This is a genomic window from Streptomyces sp. NPDC048825, from assembly GCF_043198355.1.
GTDB classification, from domain to species: Bacteria; Actinomycetota; Actinomycetes; order Streptomycetales; family Streptomycetaceae; genus Streptomyces; species Streptomyces xiangluensis.
This window is the reverse complement of record NZ_JBICUR010000002.1, coordinates 608,804-621,743: the sequence shown is the minus strand read 5'-3', so window position 1 is coordinate 621,743 and position 12,940 is coordinate 608,804. Positions and strand designations below refer to the sequence as shown.

The 12,940-nt window shown below is 68.4% G+C and carries 13 protein-coding genes; 5 read left to right on the top strand and 8 right to left on the bottom strand.

Annotation, left to right across the window (positions count from 1 at the left end; genetic code table 11):
* The first annotated feature begins 106 nt into the window (after positions 1-106).
* Complete coding sequence (locus tag ACGFNK_RS08315; RefSeq protein ID WP_393413134.1) at positions 107-958, top strand: hypothetical protein; 852 nt, start codon at positions 107-109, stop codon at positions 956-958.
* On the opposite strand, the gene tgmB is transcribed toward ACGFNK_RS08315, so the two are convergent.
* The 5 genes from tgmB to ACGFNK_RS08290 form a co-directional block, all read right to left on the bottom strand.
* Positions 951-1,907, bottom strand: coding sequence for an ATP-grasp ribosomal peptide maturase (gene tgmB, locus ACGFNK_RS08310; protein ID WP_393413132.1), 957 nt, complete (start codon positions 1,905-1,907; stop codon positions 951-953). The two genes, ACGFNK_RS08315 and tgmB, sit on opposite strands and share 8 nt — an antisense overlap.
* A 14-nt stretch (positions 1,908-1,921) precedes the next feature.
* Positions 1,922-2,113, bottom strand: a complete 192-nt coding sequence (gene tgmA / locus ACGFNK_RS08305) for a putative ATP-grasp-modified RiPP (RefSeq protein ID WP_033328160.1) — start codon at positions 2,111-2,113, stop codon at positions 1,922-1,924.
* Between the two features lie 397 nt (positions 2,114-2,510).
* The gene (locus ACGFNK_RS08300; protein WP_393413129.1) at positions 2,511-3,302 is read right to left on the bottom strand and encodes a hypothetical protein; all 792 of its coding nucleotides are present in this window, start codon (positions 3,300-3,302) and stop codon (positions 2,511-2,513) included.
* Positions 3,303-3,392: 90 nt separating this feature from the next.
* A complete protein-coding gene (locus tag ACGFNK_RS08295; RefSeq protein ID WP_393413127.1) occupies positions 3,393-4,025 on the bottom strand; it encodes an RNA polymerase sigma factor in 633 nt (210 codons plus the stop codon).
* 563 nt (positions 4,026-4,588) lie between these two features.
* Positions 4,589-5,002, bottom strand: coding sequence for a hypothetical protein (locus ACGFNK_RS08290; protein ID WP_393413125.1), 414 nt, complete (start codon positions 5,000-5,002; stop codon positions 4,589-4,591).
* Positions 5,003-5,174: 172 nt separating this feature from the next.
* Between ACGFNK_RS08290 and ACGFNK_RS08285 the strand changes: the two genes are divergently transcribed.
* Positions 5,175-5,669 carry a DUF1877 family protein gene (locus tag ACGFNK_RS08285; RefSeq protein WP_393413123.1) on the top strand — a complete coding sequence of 165 codons (495 nt, stop codon included), beginning with the start codon at positions 5,175-5,177 and terminating at the stop codon, positions 5,667-5,669.
* Between the two features lie 311 nt (positions 5,670-5,980).
* Here the strand turns inward: ACGFNK_RS08285 and ACGFNK_RS08280 are convergent, their stop codons facing one another.
* Positions 5,981-7,240, bottom strand: coding sequence for an ROK family transcriptional regulator (locus ACGFNK_RS08280; RefSeq protein WP_393413121.1), 1,260 nt, complete (start codon positions 7,238-7,240; stop codon positions 5,981-5,983).
* Between the two features lie 220 nt (positions 7,241-7,460).
* On the opposite strand from ACGFNK_RS08280, the gene ACGFNK_RS08275 reads away from it, so the two are divergent.
* On the top strand, positions 7,461-8,990 hold the full coding sequence (locus tag ACGFNK_RS08275) for a glycosyl hydrolase family 28 protein (protein WP_393413119.1): 1,530 nt from the start codon (positions 7,461-7,463) through the stop codon (positions 8,988-8,990).
* A gap of 175 nt (positions 8,991-9,165) precedes the next feature.
* On the opposite strand, the gene ACGFNK_RS08270 is transcribed toward ACGFNK_RS08275, so the two are convergent.
* Positions 9,166-10,137 (bottom strand): helix-turn-helix domain-containing protein, encoded by a 972-nt coding sequence (locus ACGFNK_RS08270; RefSeq protein ID WP_393413117.1) that lies wholly within the window; start codon positions 10,135-10,137, stop codon positions 9,166-9,168.
* Between ACGFNK_RS08270 and ACGFNK_RS08265 the strand changes: the two genes are divergently transcribed.
* Positions 10,136-10,339 (top strand): hypothetical protein, encoded by a 204-nt coding sequence (locus ACGFNK_RS08265; RefSeq protein ID WP_393413115.1) that lies wholly within the window; start codon positions 10,136-10,138, stop codon positions 10,337-10,339. The two genes, ACGFNK_RS08270 and ACGFNK_RS08265, sit on opposite strands and share 2 nt — an antisense overlap.
* A 470-nt stretch (positions 10,340-10,809) precedes the next feature.
* Entirely contained in the window at positions 10,810-11,199 is a 390-nt protein-coding gene (locus ACGFNK_RS08260) for a DUF4333 domain-containing protein (protein WP_393413113.1), read from the top strand.
* A 127-nt stretch (positions 11,200-11,326) separates the two neighbouring features.
* On the opposite strand, the gene ACGFNK_RS08255 is transcribed toward ACGFNK_RS08260, so the two are convergent.
* Positions 11,327-12,847, bottom strand: coding sequence for an NCS1 family nucleobase:cation symporter-1 (locus ACGFNK_RS08255; protein ID WP_393413111.1), 1,521 nt, complete (start codon positions 12,845-12,847; stop codon positions 11,327-11,329).
* Positions 12,848-12,940: the final 93 nt, after the last annotated feature.

The following is a 12,940-nucleotide window of genomic DNA, read 5'->3' as shown; positions in this document are numbered from 1 at the left end:
CAGGGTGGCCCTTCCTCGGTGGCTGCCAGGTGCCGCCCCGGATGATCTAGAGTTCCCGCGGCGGGCCGTTGACCCGCCGCGCGGACACTCGACTCAGGGGTGCGGATTGATCACTTCCATATCGGCTGCTGCTCCGCAGCGCCACAGACCCTCGGCTGCGCGGCGCGCGGCCGCCGCGGCGGTGGCCGGAGGCATGGTGCTGGCGGGCGTGGGGCTCACGGCGCCGACCGCGCACGCGGCCGAAAGCGATATCTCGTTCTCGAACGTCGTGGTCAACAAGGGCAAGCCCGTCGTCGTCGGCATCAGCGCCGAGGTCGAGGCCCAGTTGACGTACACGGTGCAGAGCAACGTGACGCTCGACAGCTGGTGGGTCAGCGGGTACCGGGGCACCTACGGGACCAACGAGTACAAGCTCGCGGTCTTCACGACCCGGTGGAGCTGCGGCCAGTCCTTCGCAGGCGGCTACACCTTCCACGACTGCGACGAGACGATGACCATCGACCCCGACAACATGCCGGGCGGTAATGGCAACAACCTCGTCAACAGTGACGCCGCCGACTGGAAGACCGTAGGCACGGCCATCAAGAAGGGCGGCGGTTACGACACCGACCTGCTCTCCGCGACGGTCCGCCTCCAGCGTGCCTCGCGCATCCAGAACATGAACGCCTCCCCGGAGCCCGTCGCCAAGGGCAGCCCGATCACCGTCATCGGCACCGTGCAGCGCGCCAACTGGAGTCTGCACCGCTACGACAACTACGGCGGCCGACTGGTGAAGCTGCAGTTCAAGCCCGCCGGTTCCAGCACCTACACCACGGTCAAGTCGGTAACCGCCAGTAGTACCGGCTACCTGAAGACCACGGTGACCGCCTCTCAGGACGGCTCATGGCGCTGGCGCTACAGCGGCAACTCCACGACCGGTGCCAGCAACTCCTCTGCTGACTACGTGGACGTCAACTAAGTCGGCACTCGCGAACAGAACCAGCCTTGCGCTGTGCCAGCCACAGAGCGACCGCCTCCGAGATCGGCTGCCCGGTCTCCAGTTCGACGAAGCCGAACTGGCCGCTTTGGTTGCACTCGAGGAACCACCAGAAACCCTCCTCGTCTTCAGCGAAGTCGAAGGCGGCGTAAGCCAGTCCAGCCATGGCGACGTACTCGTGCACCGACTTGCCGACTCGTTCGGGCACCGAAACCGCCTCCCAGGTGTGCTCGGTGTCGCCGTAGCGTCCGTCGACCTGGTCCGGCTCGGCCGTCTTCCGTGCGGCGAACAGCCGGGTGCTGACACAGGTCAGGCGAATGTCGGCACGTTTGGATATGTACCGCTGCAGCAGCGCAGGACCGGCCGCGACGCCGGAGAAGTCCGAGTCGGGTCCGATCAGGGTGGTGGGCAGGGCCAGCGTGGGGTCACCGGGCGGTGGCCCCGAGGCGGACTTCACCACCACCTCCCGGTGCTCCTCGGCGAACTGCCGTGCCAGGCGTGGGGAGGTGGTGATGACAGTCGGTGGCACGGCGAAGCCGCTGAGATGAGCGGCCCTCAACTGCCATGGCTTCAGGCGGGCTCTGTCGGCGTTGCGCGGATGGTTCATCCATCGGGTAGAGGCCGAGTAGAGCATTCCGAACAGCGCCTGACGGGTCTCGGCGGTCAACCACGCTGAGGGGTGTGGCGCGTGCGCGGCCGGTTCGCCGGGCCTGCGCACCCATACGGACCGCAGACCTCCCATGGTGAGCACATGTCCGTTCACCGACAGGTGACCCTCGAAGTCGCCATGGGCGTAATGCGCGGACAACACCGCCTTGCCCGGCAGATCGGCAGGGTCCAGCCGCATCACGGGAGCCCCCGCCTCGTGCAGCTTGGCCACCACCATGTCGGCGGTGACGTCCTCCTCGGACGTGAGGATCAGTACGGTCATTCGGCTACGGATCGTCAGTCGTCGAAGTGCGTCTGGGAACCGGCGGTGGACGTCGTCGTACCGGCCGCCAGGAGGAGGTCCGGGTCGGTGACGGCCGGGCGGCCGTCGGGAAGCACGTTCAGTTGAAGCGACTCGTCGAAGCGGTATGGCGTCACCACGGTCGCAAGCGGCCTGGGGAAGGCGTAGTTGAGGGTGAACGGTCGCACTCGAAACCTCCAAGTTCGCACGCTGCCTGCGTGCAGTCCCTCGCGCGTTCCTTGCGCAAGAATTCATCACTTCTGTCACATCCGGTGAGGTCCATCACCTGTCCATCGCCTCACCAGCCTCTTCTGCATCTCTGACACCAACAGCACTCAATTTCCTCATCACTTACACATCGAAAGAGGCGCTGCAAACGTCACAGGGGCATGCCTACGGCTACTGGCTCAGGTGAGGTACGAAGAGCGACGACGGCCGTGCTTGTCCGACCTTGTCGGCCATGCTCTTTCCCGGTCCGAGTCCGGGCACGGAACAGTGGGCCCGGACCATGACGCGGGCACCACGAAGCACGGATGAGACCGTGACGCCCCCGAACGTCGAGCGGCTCGCCGGTGGGCGCAGGGGTTACCCGTGGTTCCCGCCGCTTGCCCGGCCGTTGCCGGCCGCATCGTCGGCGCCGCCGAGGTCGCTGCCGGGATTGCCGTTGCCCGACGTGCCGGTGTTCCCCGCCGTCCCCGTGCCTGCGTCTGCGGCACCCGCGCCGGATTTGCCCCTGTCGCCGGACCTGCTCGGCGTGGCTGTCGCCCGCGCCAGCTGCTCGGCGCAGTACGCGGCGACCTTGCTTTCGCCGCCTGCCGCCGCGACGAGCCGCTGCCATGCCGTCGCGTCGAGCGTCTTGCCGCGGTCCTCGACCTGTTCGTAGGCGCGGCAGTGGGCCTCGGTGTCCTGGGCGGAGGACGAGCTGTCGCTCGGTCCGGGGCCGGAGGATGCCGGCGAGGTCTCACCGCCCGGCCGGGCCGGGGCGGTCACCGAGGGGTGCGGGGTCTTCTGGCCGGTACCGTCCGCGGACGAGCCGGCAGAACCGATGGCCGCGACGGCGACACCGCCCACGGCGAGGCTGGTGAACACGGCGGCGAACGTGGTTTTCACACGGCGCCCGGCACGTCGCTCCGCGGGCAGCCGCCAGTCGTCGCGGCGCCGGGTACGCGCCCGGTGCGCCCGCGCGCCGCGGGCGGCCCGGAAGGCGGCCACGGCCCGCTGCTCAGCTTCGGGGTCGAGATCGCTTGCGAGCACGGCCGCGGCGAGCGCCGTCTGCAGCGCGGTGTCGTCACGCAGGTCCCACGGGCCGGGAACGGCGTCACCGGGGTGCACACGTCGACGGCCCGTGACTCCGTCGCCGCTCAGCCGATCACCCATGTCCGTTTTCCGTTCTCGCCCGTCCTGTTGGACGCATCCGGCGTGTCGGGTCCTGATGCCTGTCTGCCCGTTCACTGACGCCGTCGTGACTCATGTCGATTCCCCCAGCGTCCGGGAAGCTTCATCCGTCACACCCTCTCCCGCCTCCCTCCTGTCGCCCAACTGGTGGGCGAGGCGTTTCAGGCCCCGGTACGTGGCGGTGCGCACCGCGCCGGGACGCTTGCCGAGGACGCGCGCGGCGGCGGGGCCGTCCAGGCCGACGACCACGCGCAGGAGAACAGCCTCGGCCTGGTCCTGCGGCAGCCCGCGGACCAGTTCCAGGGCCCGCTCGGTGGAGAGGGACTCCAGCGCCTGTTCATGGGTGCTGTGCGAGCCCGGCAGGTCCAGTACGTCCTGTTCGATCGACCCCGGCCGGGGCCGCACGCGCTGGCGACGCAGATGGTCCAGTGCCCGGTGCCGGGCGATGGTCGCCGTCCAGCCGCGGAAACCTGCCCCGTCTCCCTTGAACCGTGCGAGATCACGGGCGATCTCCAGCCAGGCGTCGGACGCCACGTCCTCCGCGTCGTCGCCGACGAATCCGCGCAGATAGCCGAGCAGGCCCGGCTGCACGATCCGGTAGGCGACCGCGAACGCGGTCTCGTCCCCGTCCTGGGCCCGCGCGACGGCCGCGCCCAATTCCCCGTCGTGGGCCTGTGCGTAGCGGGGTTGCCGTTCCTGGCCCAAGACCGTCCTCGTTCGCACCGGGTTCATTGCGAGTCCGTGCCGTCCGATGCGCCCCGTGCGCTTCGACGGCCCCATGGTGACAAGCGCACGTGCACACAGAAGTGTCACAACGCATCAGGCGCCCTTCACCTCTTCTCCGGGTCCCTGTCGCACAGCCGACGAAGGCACGAGACCATCGACCGCTCCAAGAGACCGGCCGCATACGGACGTTGAGCCGACGCGTGCGCCGGGAGCCCGACGGCGTGACGTTTCATCAACATGGGCGGTCCGGGGTTCGGACACCAGCGCGCGACCGGCACCGTCCTGTCCGGGTGACGTTTCGCGCCGACCGTGCGCTGTGTGAGTGCCGAGTCCACGCTGGACAGGCCGACGGCGACCGCCCGACCGGACGTCGACGACGCAAACCACTCCCCGAAACCCTGTCCGCGCCGCCCCTGACTCCCCGTGGGGGGAGGGGCACGGACAGGGAAGGGGGCGGCCGGGCCTCCGACCACTGCCCGGAGGCCCGGCCGCCCCACACCCGTCGGACCGAACAGCGGGCGGTCAGGCGCGGATCACGGACCTCACCGGGGCCGCCGATCCAGGGCTTCGCGTGCGCCGGTCGTCGCGTCGCGGCACAGCAGCCGCAGCGAGCCGGGCCCGGCGAAGCAGCGGCCGGCCTCGTCGATGGGGTCCCACAGGCGTCCGTCGCCGGTGCGGACCCAGTGGTCTCCTCCCGTCGCCCACCACTCGCCGCCCGCCTGGCGGATGATCACCTCACCCGCGTACGCCCCGAAGCCGCGCAGCTCGCTCTCCACCGCGGCGTAGGGCGTTGCCTTGCGCCGCAGCTCGTCGATCATCCGGTCGACGTGCCAGAGGCTCGTCGCCGAGTAGTCGAGGCGAAACCGCGACCCCTCCCGGATCGTCGCAACCGTGTCCGCCGCCCACCGCACGGGCTTGGCCGCGGCATTGGGTCTCGATTCCTGCTTGGTCGTCATATAGGGAGAAGCGAGGCCGGCAGCCGATCCGTCACCTGGTTCCCCCGGTTTCCGGCAACTGGCGCAGAACCGCCTCCCACTTCGTTGCACGACGGCCGGGAGAGCTCTCTCCCGGAACGGGCGTCCGCCGGGCCGGAGTGACGCTCCCGAGCCCCTGTGCGCTCCTTCTGTGATGAGCACCTACTTCCATTTGAGAGCTGTGCCGCCCTCGGCACTGCGCAACAGCGTGACCTGGCTGGAACGACTGTTCGGGGACGACTGGGATACCGTCCGGCGCCGCGTCGACCGACGTCGCGAGGAGGTGCTGGACATGCGTTATCTGGATCAGGAGCTGCTCTACGCCGCCGATCCCCCGCATCGCGCGGAGGATAGGCCCCAGGCCCAGGTGGTGCTCGGCGGTCGGCCGGTGTTCCACCCCGACTCCGACAAGCCGCCGTTCCTGCTGCTGACGGCGGGCCGGGCGCGCCGGGTGGCCGGGTTCCTGACGATGGCGGACTTCGACGCGCTGTGGGGTTTCGCCCGCGACAAACTGCTCCCGCGCTACGGCGGCGTGACGGCGGAGCCCGACACGCGGGACATTTTCGCGGCGGCGCACCGGGACCTGACGGAGTTCTACGCGCAGACGGCCGAGTGCGGAGACGCGGTGGTGAAGTGGCAGCCGACCTGAGGCACCCGAGCAGGTGGGCGCCGGTGGCGGCGAAGGCCGGGTGCGCATGCTTGCTGCGCAGGCTTTGCGCGGAGTGGGCCGACGAAAGAACACCCTGATCGGCTCGCGAAGAGGCCGAAGGTCGGTGACCGCGACATAGGTCGCGGTGCGCGGTGCGGGCGGTGGCTTTCAAAGGCGGGGTGGATGTCTCTGTTCCGTAGGGTGTGCCGCTCAGCACTCCGCCCAGGATCGGCAGCGCGACGTGGCGGCCGGGCTGGACGACGTGGTGCGCGCCGCGCGTGACCGAGCGAAACGTGTGCGCGTCACGATGCTCACCCGTTGTCCTCCTCCTCGGCGCCCAGACCCGCCACGCCGGGCGGTGTGGTCGTCCTCAGCGTCATACGGTTGAGTGCGGCGGCCAGATCCGGGGCTTCGCCGAGTACGAGCGCGGCACCGCCGAGCGCGCCGACCCGCGTCCCGATCCCCAGTTCGGCCGGGACCACGTCCACGTCGCGGACCAGCGACAGCGCGTACCGGCGGATCGCCGCCTTCATGGGTTCGAGCAGCACCTCTCCGGCCAGGGACAACTCGCCGCCCACCACGATGCGCTCGGGGTTGAGCAGGTTGCACAGGTTGGCAAGCACCTGGCCGACCACGGCACCTACGTCGGAGAAGACGCCCTCCCCCGCCCGGTCGCCGGCCGCGGTGCGGACCAGCATCTCGTCCAGTCCGACACCTTCTCCGAAGGCCGGTCGCAGCGCGGCGAGCACGGCCGGTATGCCGGCCTGCAGGACCAGGCAGCCGCGGTTGCCACATCGGCACGTCGGCCCGCCGAGGCTCACCGACACGTGTCCCAGTTCCCCCGCCGCCCCGATCGCACCGCCGTGGAGCCGTCCGTCGAGGATCAGACCGGCGGCGATGCCGTTGGACAGCCCGACGTACAGCAGGTTTTTCACGCCGCGCCCGGCCCCCCAGCGCGCCTCGGCGACGGCCTCCAGGCGAGTGTTGTTCGCCACGACGACGGGCAGGCCGAGCGCTCGTTCGAACTCCTGGAGCACGTTGATGTGCGACCAGGGCTGCCCCGGCAGGGAGACGCCGACCACTCCGGTGGTGTGGTCGATCGGACCGGGCACGCCGATGCCCGCCCCGATGATCTGGCCGGGCCGCAACCCGTGATCGTCCAGGAGTTCGTGCAGGATGCCGACGCCGGCGGTGATGCGTTCGTCGGGACCGGACGCGGGGTCCAAGGCAACGCCCCGGCTCCCGATCTCCTGTGAGGAGAGATCACGGAGATGGACCCAGACGCCGTCGAACGTGTGGTTCATGCCGGCCACGGCGGCCGCGCGCGGGTGGACCGCGAGGAGGTCCCGGGCCCGTCCGTCGTGGCCTTCGTCGGGCTCCTCGTCGGACTGGACGACCAGGCCACGGGCCATCAGGTCGTTGACGATCGTCGAGACCGTGGTCCGGGAGATGTCCGCCCGGCGCGCGAGAGCGGCACGGTGCAGTGGGCCGCAGGCCAGTAGGAGGGCCAGCAACTGCTCCTCGTTGGTGCGGCGCAGACTGTGCAGTGACCCTCCGAGCTTTTGACTCATAGAGCCCGAGGCTACCGAATTGTTTCGAAAGTGAGTCAACAGTCTTGACGCACATTTCCGTGTGACCGCACTATCAGCCCACCCCAACGCCAGATCTGTACGAAGGGTGGGGCTTCGTCTGCTCGCTCCCGCGGTCGGCCGCGCAGGGCGGCTGCAGCGCAGGACTCTCCACCTCCGGACACAGGCGGCCATCCATCCGCGTTTCGTTCAAGGAGTCCCCATGAGCTCGTCCCTGTCCCGCCGGTCCACTCTCCAGGCCGCCGGCGTCATCGCTGCTGCCGGCTTGGTCAGCAGCATCGCGGGTACCGCGCAGGCCGCTGATGCCACGACGCAGGAGGCAGACGCCGTCGACGACATCGTTGTCATCCACCCGACCCTTCCGCAGGTGCCCGTCAACAACGCCTTCACCGTCAAGATCCGGGCGCGCGGAGGCAGTTGGCAGAGACTCGACGTCTATCTGGCCAAGCTCGCGCTGATCAACGCGACCACCGGCAGCAACGGAGCCCAGAACTCCTCCGTGGCCATGTTCGACTTCTCCGGCACCGTTGAGGTCGAGGTCACCTACAACCCCGGCGGCGCCGAGAAGTTCCGCGTCCGCCCGGACTCGTACGACATCAAGCCCGAGGTGCTCGGCAGTACCGCGCGCTTCACCCTGGACCGGCCCCGCAACATCGTCGTCCAGGTCGACGACAAGATCTTCGACTGCCTGCACCTGTTCGCGAACCCGCTCGAGCAGGACGTGCCCGCCGAGGGCGACAAGAACGTCATGTACTTCGGGCCCGGCCTGCACACCCCCGCCAACGGCGAGCTGAAGGTGCCCAGCAACACCACCGTCTACCTGGCCCCCGGCGCGGTCCTCAACTCGTTCGTGCAGTTCGAGGGGGTGGAGAACTCCCGGATGATCGGCCGCGGAGTGGTCTACAACTCCAAGTGGGGCGCGATGCTCATCCGCAAGTGCGACAACGTCACCATCGACGGCATCACGATCCTCAACCCCCGGTACGAGAACATCAGGGTCGCCGAGTCCCAGAACATCAAGATCAAGAACCTGCGCGCCTTCAGCCACCAGGGCTGGGGCGACGGCATCCAGCTCTACTGCTCCGAGAACATCACGATCGACGGCTGCTTCCTGCGCACGTCCGACGACAGCATCGCCCTCTACACCCACCGCTGGGACTTCTACGGCGACACCCGCAACATCACCGTCAAGAACTGCTCCCTCTGGGCCGACGTGGCCCACCCGATCAACATGGGCGTGCACGGCAACACCGACAACCCGGAGATGCTGGAGAACCTGAACTTCGAGAACATCGACATCCTCGACCACCGCGAGCCGCAGGTGACCTACCAGGGCGCCATCGCCTTCATGGTCGGCGACAGCAACCTTGTCCGGGACGTCAAGTTCGACAACATCCGCGTGGAGGACTTCCGCTGGGGCCAGCTCATCCACATGCGGGTCGAGTACAACCCGAAGTACAACACCTCGGCAGGCCGCGGCATCGAGGGCGTCTATATCAAGGACCTCAGCTACAACGGCAAGAACGCCGACCTGTCGATCATCGCCGGTCTCGACAAGGACCACGCCATCAAGGACGTCACCTTCGAGAACCTCCGCGTCAACGGCAGGGTGATCGCCGACAGCACGGGCAAGCCGAGGTGGTACCTGGCCTCGGACGGCGTGCCTATGTTCGTCAACGAGCACGTGCAGAACCTCCGCTTCCTCACCACCGCGGAGGCCGCAGCCCTGTAGCTGCCGACGGCCGGCCCCGGCGTCCTCCCGAGGGGACGCCGGGGCCGGCCGCACGACTGAGGCGCGGCACTGTGCCGCTGGGCGGCGCCTGAGGGTTCCGGCCGCCGTACGCGTCACGCGGCCTGCCATGCTCCGCCGTTCCGGGGGACCTCATGCGATCGACGATTCGGCCGGTTCAGGCGGAGGGGCCGGGACGGTTCTGGTCGCGCCAAGCCCGGGGCGAGACGCCGTAGGCCTGCCTGAACACTTTGCTGAAGTGGGTCGCGTCCACGAAGCCCCAACTCCGGCCTATCGCCGCGATGGTCCGCAGCCGGCCGTTCGGGCCGGCCAGCTCTCGTCTGCATTCCGCCAACCGGTGCGTACGTATCCAGTCGCCAAGACTGATACCCGAACGGGCCAGCACCGTGTAGAGGTGACGGACCGAGATGCCGTGCACGGCGGCGATCCTCGCGGGCGACAGGTCGGCATCAGCCAGGTGCGCTCGGATGTACTGAGTGATCCGCAGGTTGAGCGTAGCCTCCATCGGCGCCCTGGCCAGGCTGGAGTTTCCGAGCTGGGACGCCACGACGGCGCGAACGAGTTCGATGCTGGGCTCCACGATTGCGTCGGCGTGCAGGCTGCCTCGGCGCAGTTCTTCGCTGACGGCCAGTTGGGAAAAGTACGTGGAGGCGAGGCTCGCGACGGGGTTGTCGGAGCCGAGGGGGACTGCGGCAATGTCTCGTAGCGATCGCTCAGGGAGCGCGAGTGCCGCGCGGGGGAAACGCAAGAAGTGGTGGGCGACGCCCTCGTTGAAGTGAAGGGTGTAGGGGGCGGTTGTCTCGTAGAGGGCGAAGTCTCCGGGTCTCAGAAGGGACTGGCGATCGTTCTGAGTCACCCGGCTGGTGCCCGTCAGCTGAAGGCCGAGGAAGACGGCCGGCTCCTCATCTTCCCTGGCCAGCCGCTCCGTCCGTTGCACGGTCAGTGCGGTCGCCCGCGCCGAGCAGATCCTGATGGGCCCGACGGTGCCGAGCCCGATATGAACCGAGAGGTCCTTGGGCGGGAGATGGTGATCGATATCGACCGGCACGACGGATTCCCATACCGCATGCCGGATCGTCTCCTCCCGGTCTCGCGGTGGTACGAGCGCAGTGTCCAGGACCGGGCTCATGGGGCAGGCCTTCGTCTGCATCGGCCATGGGGTCGGCGTGGTGATGCGTCATTCCGTGCCCTCACAAGCCCCCCTCAACGCGATCCGGTCGCGAAGATCAGCATGGCAGGCCGCCGTCTCGCCGTGCAACGGCATCGAGGTCGCCCCCAGGGCAGCCACCTGGCACGACGTCAGCTCACCCGCGCCCTCGCCGACCCCGTAGCAGCGTGGCCGGTTGAGGTGTGTACCGCGCGCCGGGTTGTGTCGACGGCCCCCGACGGGCAGCCGGTGTCGATGGAGCGCTGCTGACAAAGATTCCCGCACGCGTGACACATTCCGGGCCCGGCCATCGTCCTATGGTTTGGCCGAAAAGCGGTGGCCTGTTGTGCCGCCGACGCGGAGACCGAACGGTAATGGGCCGCACTTGAAGCCGGAAGGTTGATCACCGTGGACGAACTGGTGCCGCGCGCACGGCAGTTCGCCGACTTCTCACGCGATCCAGTATGAGCTGGGCATGGCGGCGGCACCGCCAACCGCTTATACGCAGCACCGATTCAGTCGATTGCGTCTTCCTGTTCTTTTCTCATCACTCACAAATAGAGGGAAATAATGCGGCACACGGGGCGTAAAAAGAGGATTGCGGCCGCGGCTGCGCTGGGCGCACTGACGGTGCTTCTCGCCACTGGATGCTCCTTGAGCATTGGCAACGCGGAGAAGAAGAAGAATGAGGCGACGGCCAGCGAGGACGCAGCCCCTGTCGAGGAGCCGGTCGAGGAGCAGCCGACGGCCGAGGAGAAGCCGGCCGGCGACGACCCCGCAAAGCCCGAGAACACGGGCGTCAGCGAGGAGGGGGCCGTCCACAAGGCCCGAGTCGCGCTGACGATCTCCGACAAGGTCGCCGCGGACACCGGCAAGCGTCCCAAAATGGTCACTTGTGCCGAGCACCTCCCGGCCCGGGTCGGCGCCACGATCCGCTGCCAGATCACTACCAGCAGCGACAGCCGCGGTGTCATCGTCACTACCACCGCCGTCAACGGCAACCGGGTCAGTTACAACCTCAAGGTCGACAACAGCGTCGGGTAAACACAGAGCCCGCGCGACCCGCTCGGGAGCGTGCTCGGGACGGCGGACCCGCCCGACAAAACAGGGCGCCTGGCAGGCATCAGCCCAGGTCAGGCGCCCTGCTCGGGTTGTTGGGAGAACCCGGCTCCTATGCCTTTGTCCCCTCTGGCGCTTCCGTTGCCGCCGTCCTCGCGGTGAGCGGGCTCCTGCCCCCGCTCAAAGCGAAGTAGAGCCCCCCGGCCACGGCGACGCCGATGAACCAGGAGTACGGACCCAGATTCGTCCCGTATCCGGACGGCCCGTAGACGGGAAGGATGCTGGAGAAGACGGAGCCCACCGCGGCGGCCGCGAACGCCCGGATGTTCCAGCCGCCCTGGAAGCGGAACTCCCCGTGCTCCTGGTACAGCGCGGGCACGTTCAGCTGTGCCTTCCTGATGAGGTAGTAGTCGACGACGATCACGCCGAAGAGAGGGCCCATCGTCGAGCCGATGGCGTTGACGAAGCTGGGAGCGTTGTCCCAGGGGTGAAGCGGGTAGAGCAGCAGCGCGATGACGGCGGCGATGAGGCCGCCCCGCCGGAAGGTCACGTACTTCGGGGCCACGTTGGCGAAGTCGAAGGCGGGGCTGACGAAGTTGGCGACGACGTTGATGCCCAGGGTCGCCACGGCGAAGGTCAGGGCGGCTAGCAGGACCAGGAACGCGCTGTCGAACTTGGCGGAGATGACGGCCGGTTCGAGGATGACCTCCCCGTACACCTTGCTGGCGGCGGCCGTGGTGATGGCCGCGACGAGGGAGAAGAGGATCAGGTTGACGGGCAGGCCCCAGATGTTGCCCTTCTTCAGGGCCTTCTCGTCGGGGGTGAAGCGTGCGAAGTCGCCGAAGTTGAGGAACAGGGCCGCGAAGTAGGTGACCCAGGTGGCGGCTATCGCGGCGATCGCGGCGAGTGAGCCGGGGCTGACGTCGAGTCCGGTGGCGCTCTTGGCGAGTGTGGCCAGGTCGCCGCTCGGCATGTCGACGGAGAAGGACAGTACCCCCGCCTCCACGGACAGCGCGATCGCCAGGATCAGCATCATCAGCCAGACCGCCGGCCCGGCGAAGTCCTGGAAACGGCGGACCGTCTCCATCCCCTTGCTGATGATGAGCAGTTGGGCGGCCCACACGCCGAGGTAGCACAGCACTTCGAGGCCGCTGTGGTCGAAGAGCCGGGTGGTCTCGTGCAGATCCTTGGGGCCGTCGTAGCGGACGAGGAAAGCGACGACGGCGCCGGCGGCGGCGCTGGTCTGGGCGCCGTACCAGAAGGTGGCGACCACGGCCCGTACGAGAGCCGGGACGTTGGCGCCGAAGGTGCCGAACGAGGCGCGGGCGAGGACCGGGTAGGGCACACCGGTCCTGACGCCCGCCTTGCCGATGAGGGTCATCAGCCAGTAGATGATCAGCGAGCCCACACCGATGCCGATGAGGAACTTGAAGGTGTTGCCCGCGACGAGGAACAGACTGGCGGCCAGGAAGTAGCCGTACAGACTGTGCACGTCCGAGGTCCAGACGTTGAAGATGCTGAAGGCGCCCCACTTGCGCTCGGTGGCGGGGGCGAGGTCCGCGTTGTAGAGACGGGGGGAGTACTCCGGCGGCGTAGCGGCGCTGTCAGAGCCCGCACTGTCCGTGGCCGTCATGTCTTGCTCCTCCTTGCTGTGCCCCATCCCCTCCCGGCGTGGCGCCGGACGGTTGATGTGTCATGGAAGGGAACGGCCCGGATATTGCACCGG

Excerpts from the sequence above, each read along its gene's own strand:
- tgmB (WP_393413132.1), bottom strand. The coding sequence starts at position 1,907 with ATGACCGTACTGATCCTCACGTCCGAGGAGGACGTCACCGCCGACATG.
- ACGFNK_RS08300 (WP_393413129.1), bottom strand. The coding sequence starts at position 3,302 with ATGGGTGATCGGCTGAGCGGCGACGGAGTCACGGGCCGTCGACGTGTG.
- ACGFNK_RS08290 (WP_393413125.1), bottom strand. The coding sequence starts at position 5,002 with ATGACGACCAAGCAGGAATCGAGACCCAATGCCGCGGCCAAGCCCGTG.
- ACGFNK_RS08285 (WP_393413123.1), top strand. The coding sequence starts at position 5,175 with ATGAGCACCTACTTCCATTTGAGAGCTGTGCCGCCCTCGGCACTGCGC.
- ACGFNK_RS08280 (WP_393413121.1), bottom strand. The coding sequence starts at position 7,240 with ATGAGTCAAAAGCTCGGAGGGTCACTGCACAGTCTGCGCCGCACCAAC.
- ACGFNK_RS08275 (WP_393413119.1), top strand. The coding sequence starts at position 7,461 with ATGAGCTCGTCCCTGTCCCGCCGGTCCACTCTCCAGGCCGCCGGCGTC.
- ACGFNK_RS08265 (WP_393413115.1), top strand. The coding sequence starts at position 10,136 with ATGGGGCAGGCCTTCGTCTGCATCGGCCATGGGGTCGGCGTGGTGATG.
- ACGFNK_RS08270 (WP_393413117.1), bottom strand. The coding sequence starts at position 10,137 with ATGAGCCCGGTCCTGGACACTGCGCTCGTACCACCGCGAGACCGGGAG.
- ACGFNK_RS08255 (WP_393413111.1), bottom strand. The coding sequence starts at position 12,847 with ATGACGGCCACGGACAGTGCGGGCTCTGACAGCGCCGCTACGCCGCCG.